General features: G+C 68.8%; 10 protein-coding genes. 7 read left to right on the forward strand and 3 right to left on the reverse strand.

Annotated features, from left to right (window positions below):
- The first annotated feature begins 55 nt into the window (after positions 1-55).
- From AWB92_RS13530 to AWB92_RS13540, 3 genes are read left to right on the forward strand one after another with little or no spacing between them, the layout of a single operon-like run.
- Positions 56-1,207: a sulfotransferase gene (locus AWB92_RS13530; protein WP_085186278.1), complete on the forward strand. Its 1,152-nt coding sequence runs from the start codon at positions 56-58 to the stop codon at positions 1,205-1,207.
- On the forward strand, positions 1,197-2,513 hold the full coding sequence (locus AWB92_RS13535) for a DUF1214 domain-containing protein (RefSeq protein ID WP_085186280.1): 1,317 nt from the start codon (positions 1,197-1,199) through the stop codon (positions 2,511-2,513). Before AWB92_RS13530 ends, AWB92_RS13535 begins: the two co-directional genes overlap by 11 nt.
- An 18-nt stretch (positions 2,514-2,531) precedes the next feature.
- A complete protein-coding gene (locus AWB92_RS13540; protein ID WP_068139389.1) occupies positions 2,532-3,227 on the forward strand; it encodes a demethylmenaquinone methyltransferase in 696 nt (231 codons plus the stop codon).
- On the opposite strand, the gene AWB92_RS13545 is transcribed toward AWB92_RS13540, so the two are convergent.
- The 3 genes from AWB92_RS13545 to menJ form a co-directional block, all read right to left on the reverse strand.
- The gene (locus AWB92_RS13545; RefSeq protein ID WP_068177465.1) at positions 3,224-3,559 is read right to left on the reverse strand and encodes a DUF732 domain-containing protein; all 336 of its coding nucleotides are present in this window, start codon (positions 3,557-3,559) and stop codon (positions 3,224-3,226) included. The genes AWB92_RS13540 and AWB92_RS13545 overlap by 4 nt on opposite strands.
- Positions 3,560-3,585: 26 nt before the next feature.
- Positions 3,586-4,263 carry a class I SAM-dependent methyltransferase gene (locus tag AWB92_RS13550; RefSeq protein ID WP_085186282.1) on the reverse strand — a complete coding sequence of 226 codons (678 nt, stop codon included), beginning with the start codon at positions 4,261-4,263 and terminating at the stop codon, positions 3,586-3,588.
- Between the two features lie 117 nt (positions 4,264-4,380).
- Positions 4,381-5,607 (reverse strand): menaquinone reductase, encoded by a 1,227-nt coding sequence (gene menJ, locus AWB92_RS13555; RefSeq protein ID WP_142282084.1) that lies wholly within the window; start codon positions 5,605-5,607, stop codon positions 4,381-4,383.
- 15 nt (positions 5,608-5,622) lie between these two features.
- On the opposite strand from menJ, the gene grcC1 reads away from it, so the two are divergent.
- The 4 genes from grcC1 to AWB92_RS13575 form a co-directional block, all read left to right on the forward strand.
- Entirely contained in the window at positions 5,623-6,630 is a 1,008-nt protein-coding gene (grcC1, locus tag AWB92_RS13560) for a nonaprenyl/(2E,6E)-farnesyl/geranylgeranyl diphosphat synthase (RefSeq protein ID WP_085186284.1), read from the forward strand.
- Between the two features lie 71 nt (positions 6,631-6,701).
- Entirely contained in the window at positions 6,702-7,556 is an 855-nt protein-coding gene (htpX, locus tag AWB92_RS13565) for a zinc metalloprotease HtpX (protein WP_085186286.1), read from the forward strand.
- Between the two features lie 84 nt (positions 7,557-7,640).
- On the forward strand, positions 7,641-7,997 hold the full coding sequence (locus AWB92_RS13570; protein ID WP_068109610.1) for a type II toxin-antitoxin system HicB family antitoxin: 357 nt from the start codon (positions 7,641-7,643) through the stop codon (positions 7,995-7,997).
- 110 nt (positions 7,998-8,107) lie between these two features.
- The coding region (locus AWB92_RS13575; RefSeq protein ID WP_142282085.1) for a PE family protein at positions 8,108-9,176 on the forward strand (1,069 nt) is incomplete at its 3' end.

Consider the following 9,176-nt stretch of genomic DNA (forward strand, 5'->3'; position numbering starts at 1 on the left):
ATGTCAAATACATGGCGATAGCCTGCCCGAAATCAGCTCGCGCTGAGGAGGTTTCATGCCGGGCACGCGCTTCTACTTCGACTGGCCCAATTACCGGACGATGCTCGGGCTGTTGCGCCGGGATCCACCGGCATCGAAGCGCTGGTCGCGCTACTTCGGATTTCTGCTCGGCGTTCCGCTCGTCGCCGCGATCCACGCCGTGTGCTTCGCCCTCGACCCGATCCTCTTCCCATCACTGCGCCGCACACGGGTGACCGGTCCGACGTTTTGCATCGGGCACGCCCGAAGCGGCACGACCTACCTGCATCGGCTGATGGCCGCGGACCCGCAGTTCAGCTACGCCCTGATGTACGAGCTGTTCTTCCCGTCGCTGTTGGAAAAGCGGTTGCTGCGCCTGCTGTTTCGGGTCGATGCCGCGGTGTTCGGCAGGCGGCTGCGCCGCCGCCTCGACGAGATCGAGGAGCAACGGTTCGCGGCGACCGACGACATGCACAAGACCGGGTTCTTCGTCCCCGAAGAGGACGACTTCTTCCTCACCTGGTCGCTGTGCTCGGGTTTTTGGATCGTGATATTCCCGTTCATGGGCGAGCTCGACTTCTACCACGTCGACCAATGGCCCGAACGCAAGCGGCGCCGGGTGATGGACTTCTACAAAGAATGCGTCCGGCGACAGATCGCGCTCAACGGCGGCGGCACGCACCTTAGCAAGAACCCCACCTTCTGCGGGCGCGTCGAATCCCTGATCGAGACATTCCCCGACGCGAGATTCATTGTGCCCATGCGTAATCCCGACGAGACGATCCCGAGCCTGCTCAAGATGCTGAAGACCGAATGGGGCCTGCGCGGGCGCGACGAACGCTTGATCGCAAAGTCGCTGCGCGTCTTGGCCGATCAATCGTTCGACACCTACCAACGCCCGCTTGACGTTCTGGCCAGGCACCCCGAGGTTCGCTCGGTCGTCGTCGACTATCGCGAGCTGATCGCGCAGCCCGAGGAGACCATGCGCCGCATCTACCGGGAACTGGAGCTCGACCTGGGGCCGAAGGCCGCCAAGGCAATCCGGTCGGCGGGCGGCGGGCACGAATCGGCCCACCGCTACAGCCTCGAGGAATTCGGCCTCGACCCCCGCGAGATCCACACTCGCCTAGCCGCCCTGTTCGACGAATACCAGTGGGACACCGAAGGAGAGGACGCGAATGTCCACTGAATCGACCCGGGTCGAACTCCGCGCGGCCTGGGCGGACATGATCGACGCCCTCAACCGGGCCCGCGACGCCGTCGACTCCGAGGAGTTGCACGCGCCACCGGCGACCGAACAGGGCCTGGCGGAGGGGCACCGCTACCTGCTCGGCTTCGTTTTCAGCGCCATCGAGCGGGCATTCTTCGAAGATCCCGAGTTCCCGTATTTCCGGCGCGCCATCCAACCGCTGGACAAGGCCACCATCGATAACGCCGACGCCCTATACCTCTCGGCCGCGATCGACGGCGCCAAGGACTACCGGGTGCGCGGCCGGCTCGCCGTAGGGGACGGCCGAAAGGCCCCGCAGTACACCATCTTTGAGGCCCACACCGTGTACGCCGGGGACACCGGCAGCCTCGCCGAGCTCGTCCCGGGCGGGCGCGCCGTCACCGGATCCTTGGATCTCGCCGACCTCGTCGTCGACGACGACGGCCGCTTCGAGATCCTGCTGGCTCCCCAGCGGCCGGCCGGCCACACCGGCAACTTCATCGCCACGGCCACGGACGACGGCACCCAAACGGCGCGATTCCTGATCGCGCGCATGCTCTTTCACGACTGGGAACGTGAGGAGTCGCCCGAGCTGCACATCGTCCAGGTGGGCAAGGAGGGCGCCCGCCCGCAGCCGATCGACCCCGCCGCGGCGGCCCATCAGCTGCGTCGCGTCGGCTCGATCGTGGAAAACCAGATGAGGTTCTGGAACGAGTTTTACGACGTGGTGTTGGAGGCACACGGCGACAAGAACGGTGACGGCTTCACCCTGATGCCCCGCAACGCCCTCAACGAACCGGCGCTCGCCAACCTCGCCATGGGCGGCGGCCAGAGCACCAACGTCTACTCCGGCGGCGTCTTCGACCTCGAGCCCGACGAGGCCCTGCTCATCGAGGTCGCCGTCCCGGTGGCGCCGGCCTATATGGGCTTCCACCTGTCGAACCTCTGGGGCGAGTCACTCGATTACGCCAACCACATCAGCAGCCGGAACGGGTTTCAGGCCGAGCCGGACCCGGACGGGACCTTCCGCTACGTGGTCGCCCACCGCGACCCCGGCGTGCCGAACTGGCTCGACACCGCCGGGCATCGCGGCGGGTTTCTGGCCCTGCGGTGGACGTACTCCACGCCGCCGCCCCAATTGCCGAAGGCGACGGTCACCAAGGTGCCGCTGGCCGACGTGCGTCAACACCTTCCGGCGACCACCCGCGCCGTCAGTCCCGAGGAGCGCCGAGAGCAGATCCGGGTCCGCCAGGAACACGTCCAGCGAAGGTACCGACAGTATTGACCCGGTAGCCTCGGGGCGGTGAGCCGCGCGGCGTTGGACAAGAACCCCCGGGACGTCGCATCGATGTTCGACGGGGTCGCCCGCCGCTACGACGTGACCAACACCGTGCTGTCGCTGGGGCAGGACCGGTACTGGCGGCGGGCCACCCGCTCGGCGCTGCGGCTCGGCCCGGGCCAGCGGGTGCTGGACCTGGCCGCAGGCACCGCGGTGTCGACCGTGGAGCTGAGGAAATCCGGGGCGTGGTGCGTGGCCGCGGATTTCTCCGTCGGGATGCTCGCGGCGGGGGCGGGTCGCCAGGTGCCGAAGGTCGCCGGTGACGCCACCAAGCTGCCGTTCGGCGACGCGGTGTTCGACGCGGTCACCATCAGCTTCGGGTTGCGCAACGTGGCCGACCAGCAGGCGGCGCTGCGCGAGATGTTCCGCGTCACCCGGCCCGGCGGCCGGCTGGTGGTGTGCGAATTCTCGACGCCCACCAACGCGCTGTTCGCCACCGTCTACAAGGAGTACCTGATGCGGGCGCTGCCGAGGGTGGCGCGGGCGGTGTCGTCCAACCCCGATGCCTACGTGTACCTCGCGGAGTCGATCAGGGCCTGGCCCGACCAGCCGACGCTGGCGCACCGGATTTCAGCGGCCGGGTGGTCGGCGGTGCGCTGGCGCAACCTGACCGGCGGCATCGTGGCGTTGCACGCCGGGTATAAGCCTGATCGCGTCTAGCTGCCGGCCCGCTGGATGAAGCCGACCTGGTCGGGGCAGTAGTGGTCGATCGCGGCGCCCAGGAACTGGAACGCCTGGCCCTCGGTTGTGCCCCGGGGCAGGTTGCGCTGGACGAAGGTGGCGGACTTGTACGGGTCGCCGTCCACGCCCCGGCCGATCCGCTCACAGCTGATCTTCGCCAACCAGGCGAGCTGGTCCTGCGGACCGTACACGCCGAACTTGTTGACCGTGCTCTTGAACACGTAGTCGTAGTCATCGGCCTGCGCGGGCGCCGCCAGTGCGACAGCGGCGCCCGCCATGGCGATCAGCGAAGCCAGCCTCGAAGCCTTCATTAGCCGGACTATACACCGGGTTTGTTCTAGGAGCCCAGGTGCGCGGAGAGCAGCCAGGCGCCCACCGACTTGCGGCCGTCGGGCTCGTCGCGCACGTCGACGAACGGCAGGTCCACGACGGCGCCCTCGGGCAGGTTGGCGTAGATGCGCGCCGGCCTGATCTCGTCGACGACCCAGTACTTGGACACAACGTCGCGCAGCTCGTCGGCGGTGACGGCGTTGATGGGGCCTTCGGGAATCGCGGCCTTGTCGAAGACCAGGGCGAAGTAGGAGGCGCCCGGTGCGGCGGCCCGCCGGATCGACTGCTGGTACCCCTCGCGTGCCTCGACCGGAATCGAGTGGAACAGCGTCGAGTCGACGATCGTGCCGAACCGGCCGTCAAAACCGGTGAAGTCACTGATGTCGGCCACCTCGAAGGTGACGTTGGTCAGGCCCCGCTTCTCGGCCTCGCGCCGCGCCAGGTCGATCGCGGTGGGCGAGAGGTCGAGCCCCACCGTGGTGTATCCCCGCTCGGCCAGCGCCAGCGAGATCGCGGCCTCCCCGCAGCCCACGTCCAACACGTCGCCGTGGAACCTGCCCTGCTCGATCAGGGCGGCCAGCTCGGGTTGCGGGGCGCCGATGCTCCACGGCGGACGCACGCCCGCACCGAACGGTGATTCGCCGCGGTAGGCGCTTTCGAATTCGAAATCGGTTGGTTGAGTCATGCCCTAGATATATCAATCAGGTTGATACATGTCAATGGTATTGATACGACGAGCAGGCACAAAAGCCCCCAAATCTGCTGCGAAATGGGGGCTTTTGCGTCTGCTCGCGAACCGAACTCAGCTGAACGGCTTTCGGCGATCCACCAGCCGCGAAAGCCGCCCGCCGCCGCGCCACGCCCGCGCCACCCAGTCGGCGTCGTCGTCGGTGACCAGGTTGGCCATCACCCGCACGGCGATGGTCATCAGCCTTGTCGAGCGCATCGCGATCGGTCCGGTGGTGGGCAGGAACCGTTGGAAGGTCAGCAGCAACGCCAGCCGGCGGGCCACCGAGAAGCCGCGGGCGTAATGGTCCTGCAGCAGCGACGGCCACACCCGTGACAGATCGGCACAGTCCAGCAGCTCGGCGGCCAGCCGCCCCGTCTCGAGGCCGTAGTCGATGCCCTCGCCGTTCAGCGGGTTGACGCAGGCCGCGGCGTCGCCGATCAGCATCCAGTTCGGCCCGGCCACGCCGGAGACCGCGCCGCCCATCGGCAGCAGCGCCGACGACACCGCCCGCGGCTCGCCGGAAAAGCCCCATTCGTCACGGCGCAGGTCGGTGTAGTACGAGATCAGCGGGCGCAGCGCCAGGTCGGCCGGCCGCTTCGAGGTCGACAACGCCCCGACGCCGATGTTCACCTCGCCGTTGCCCAGGGGGAAGATCCAGCCGTAGCCGGGCAGCACGGCGCCATCTGGGGAGCGGAGTTCCAGGTGCGACGTCAGCCACGGGTCGTCGGCGCGGGGGGTGGTCAGGTACCCGCGGGCGGCGACGCCATAGACCGTCTCCTGATGCCAGCGCCGGCCCAGCTTGCGGCCCAGCGGCGAGCGGGCGCCGTCGGCGACGATCAACCGTCGGCACCCCACCTCGGTGTCGTCGGCCAGCTTGAGCGATACCACCCGCCTCGACGAGTCATGATGCGCGGCAACGACTTTGACGCCCAGCAGCATCCGCGCCCCGAAATCCTCGGCACACTTGCGGATCCGGTCGTCCAGCTCGAGGCGGGCCACCGCGCTGCCGGTCGACGGGAACGATGGGCCCGGCCAGTCCACCTCCACCTCGCCGCCGAACCCGCTCATCCGCAAGCCCCGGTGCCGGATGCGGGTGTCGAGCCAGTCGCCCAGCCCCAGGCGTTCGAGCTCGGCGACGGCGCGCGGGGTCAGGCCGTCGCCGCAGGCCTTGTCGCGGGGGAAGCTGGCGGAATCGATGACCAGCACGTCGGTGCCGGCGCGGGCGGCCCAGGCGGCCGCGGCCGAACCGGCGGGTCCGGCGCCCACGACCACCAGGTCGGCTCCGACGTTCACGCTCACCAGTATGTTGGTCGCGTGAGTACTCCGGCGACGGTGGTGGCGGGCATCGACTTCGGAGATGCCGCTTTCGCCGCGACCGTGCGGGACGGTGTCGGGCGGATCGAGCAGCTCATGGACACCGAGCTGCGCAGCGCGGACGCGGTGATGACCGACTCGTTGACCTACCTGTTCAAGGCCGGCGGCAAGCGGTTCCGGCCGTTGTTCACCGTGTTGTCGGCGCAGCTTGGACCCAAGCCGGACGCCCCGGAGGTGACGATCGCCGGCGCGGTCATCGAACTGGTGCACCTGGCGACGCTCTACCACGACGACGTGATGGACGAGGCGGAGGTCCGTCGGGGCACGCCCACCGCCAACGTGCGCTGGGGCAACAATGTCGCGATCCTTGCCGGCGACTACCTGTTCGCGACGGCGTCACGGCTGGTGTCCCGGCTGGGCCCGGAGGCGGTGCGGCTCATCGCCGAGACGTTCGCCCAGCTGGTCACCGGCCAGATGCGCGAGGGCCGCGGGGCGGCGGAGGGGGCGGATCCGGTCGAGCACTACCTGAAGGTGGTGTACGAGAAGACGGCGTGCCTGATAGCCGCGGCCGGACAGTTCGGCGCGATGTTCTCCGGCGCCGACGCCGACCAGATCGGGCGGCTGAGCCGCCTGGGCGGCATCGTCGGCACCGCGTTCCAGATCTCCGACGACATCATCGACATCGACAGCGACTCCGACGAGTCGGGCAAGCTGCCCGGGACCGATATCCGCGAAGGGGTGCACACCCTGCCGATGCTCTATGCGCTGCGGGAGGCGGGACCCGAGGCGCCGCGGCTGCGCGAGCTGTTGTCCGGGCCCGTCGAGGACGACGCGGCGGTGGCCGAGGCTCTGGCGCTGTTGCGGGCGTCACCCGGGATGGCCAAGGCGAAGGATTTTCTGGTGCAGTACGCGGCGCAGGCACGCCAGGAGCTGGACCTATTGCCCGAGCTCCCGGGGCGGCGCGCCCTTCAGACGCTGGTCGATTACACGGTGAGCCGGCACGGTTAGCGGGTCAGCGGAACCTCGACCGCCTCTTTGGGCGTTCAATGGGCGATAGGTAATGCCTTAGGAGGACACCGATGACCTGGCATCCGCATGCCAACTGGCTGAAGACCTTCGCCCTGTTGGTCGGCATGTCCGCGTTGATCGTGTTTGTCGGCTCGCTGTTCGGCCGGACGGCGATGTGGCTCGCGGTGCTGTTCGCCGTCGGCATGAACGCCTATACGTACTTCAACAGCGACAAGCTGGCGCTGCGGGCCATGCACGCGCAGCCGGTTTCCGAGCTGCAGGCGCCGGTGATGTACCGGATCGTGCGCGAGCTGGCCACGGCCGCGCACCAGCCGATGCCGCGGCTGTACATCAGCGACACCAACGCGCCCAACGCCTTCGCCACCGGACGCAACCCGCGCAACGCGGCGGTGTGCTGCACCACGGGCATTTTGGGTATCCTCAACGAGCGCGAGCTGCGCGCCGTGCTTGGCCATGAGCTTTCGCACGTCTACAACCGTGACATCCTGATCTCCTGCATTGCCGGGGCGATGGCATCGGTGATCACCGCCCTGTCCTACATGGCGATGTTCTTCGGCGCCGGAGACCGGGAGGGCGAGAATCCCTTTGCGCTGCTGCTGGTTTCGTTGCTTGGCCCGATCGCCGCGACCGTGGTCCGGCTGGCCGTTTCCCGGTCGCGCGAGTACCAGGCCGACGAGTCGGGCGCCGTGCTGACGGGTGACCCGCTGGCGCTGGCAGCGGCGTTGCGCAAGATCTCGGGCGGGGTTCAGGTGGCACCGTTGCCGCCCGAACCGCAGCTGGCCAGCCAGGCGCACCTGATGATCGCCAACCCGTTCCGCGCGGGCGAGCGGATTGGTTCCATGTTCTCGACGCACCCACCGATCGAGGACCGCATCCGCCGGCTGGAGGCGATGGCGCGGGGATAGGCCGCCATATGGTCTCGGGGGTCGCGCTCTCCCTGGGGATAGGTGACTCGCGAATCCGATAGCGCATCTGCTATCAAATCCGGCGTGAACCGCTATGCCTACCGCGTGCAATGGTCGCCCGATTACGACCAGTACGTCGGCGTGTGCATCGAATTGCCTTACTTGAGGCGCGAAGCGCCGACCGCCGAACAGGCCGTCGCCGCCATCGAACAAGCCACCCGCGAGCATGTGGACGCCATGCGGACATGCGGAGAAACGCCGCCCACGCCGCTTTGCGAGCGCAACTACAGCGGCACCTTCGTCGTCAGGACATCGCCGCAACTGCACGCCCGCCTCGCTTTGGAAGCCAGCGAGGAGAGGGTCTCGATGAACCAGTGGATCGTTCAGAAGCTCAGCGGCCGGACGCCCAGCGACACTTTTGGGCTCTCCGGGTTCGATTAGCCGACACACGGGCCGCCGAAAACTATAGGGATTTCCCTGATTCGATCGCTCCCGATCGTTCCTAGCCTCTGACTCAGGCGCTCGCCTGGTCCCGAAGGTCGGAGGTAACGATGTCTTTGCTAGTGGCGATTCCGGAGATGTTTTCCTCGGCGGCCGGGGATTTGGAAACTCTTGGCGACACGCTGAACGCCGCGCATGCGGCCGCCGCCGCGCCGACGACGGGCATTCTCGCCGCCGGAGCCGACGAGGTCTCGGCGGCCGTGTCGTCGCTGCTTGCCGAATACGGGCAGGCCTATCAGGCGCTCGGCGTCCAGGCGGCGTCGTTTCATCAGCAGTTCGTGCAGCTGCTGAACGCCGGCGGCGCTCAGTACGCCCTTGCCGAGGCGGCCAACACCAGCCCGCTGCAGATCCTCGAGCAAGACATCCTCGCCGTCATCAACACTCCCAGCCAGCTGCTCACCGGGCGGCCGCTGATCGGCAACGGCGCCAACGGCGCACCGGGCTCGGGAGCGAACGGCGGCGATGGCGGGTGGTTGATCGGCAATGGCGGGGCGGGCGGAGCCGGTGCGAACGGCCACAACGGCGGCAACGGGGGCGCGGGCGGATTGTTCGGTGGCGCAGGCGGCGCCGGAGGGGTGGGTGCGCCCTCAAGCGCGATCACCCCCGCCGGCCACGGCGGCAACGGCGGGCCGGGCGGATTGCTCGGTGGCGTCGGCGGCGCCGGGGGAATGGGCGGCCTCGGCGCGCCGCTCAGCGGCGGCAACGGCGGAGCCGGGGGCGCCGGCGGGCTGTTCGGTGCCGGCGGTGCCGGCGGGGCCGGCGGGGCCACGGATGGGCCTACTTCCACACCAGGTGCCGGCGGACCGGGCGGGGCGGGCGGCCTGTTCGCGCCCGGCGGAGCGGGAGGCGCCGGCGGCTTCGGACGTGGCCTCGGCGGGAACGGTGGCACCGGTGGAGCAGGAGGGTTGTTTGGCGCCGGCGGGGCCGGGGGTACCGGCGGCTCGATCTCCGGCGACCTAAACGGAGGCGGAACGGCCGGAGCGGGAGGCACTGGCGGAAGCGGCGGGCTGTTCGCGCGCGGCGGCGCTGGCGGTGCGGGCGGTGCGGGTTTGCTGGTCTCCGCCGGCGAAACCGGCGGCGGTAACGGGGGCACCGGCGGCAGTGGGGGCCTGTTGGATC

It is taken from the genome of Mycobacterium sp. IEC1808, from assembly GCF_002101935.1.
GTDB lineage: Bacteria > Actinomycetota > Actinomycetes > Mycobacteriales > Mycobacteriaceae > Mycobacterium.

Coding starts and splice junctions, on each gene's coding strand:
- AWB92_RS13535 (WP_085186280.1), top strand. CDS start 1,197: ATGTCCACTGAATCGACCCGGGTCGAACTCCGCGCGGCCTGGGCGGAC.
- AWB92_RS13545 (WP_068177465.1), bottom strand. CDS start 3,559: ATGAAGGCTTCGAGGCTGGCTTCGCTGATCGCCATGGCGGGCGCCGCT.
- AWB92_RS13550 (WP_085186282.1), bottom strand. CDS start 4,263: ATGACTCAACCAACCGATTTCGAATTCGAAAGCGCCTACCGCGGCGAA.
- htpX (WP_085186286.1), top strand. CDS start 6,702: ATGACCTGGCATCCGCATGCCAACTGGCTGAAGACCTTCGCCCTGTTG.
- AWB92_RS13530 (WP_085186278.1), top strand. CDS start 56: ATGCCGGGCACGCGCTTCTACTTCGACTGGCCCAATTACCGGACGATG.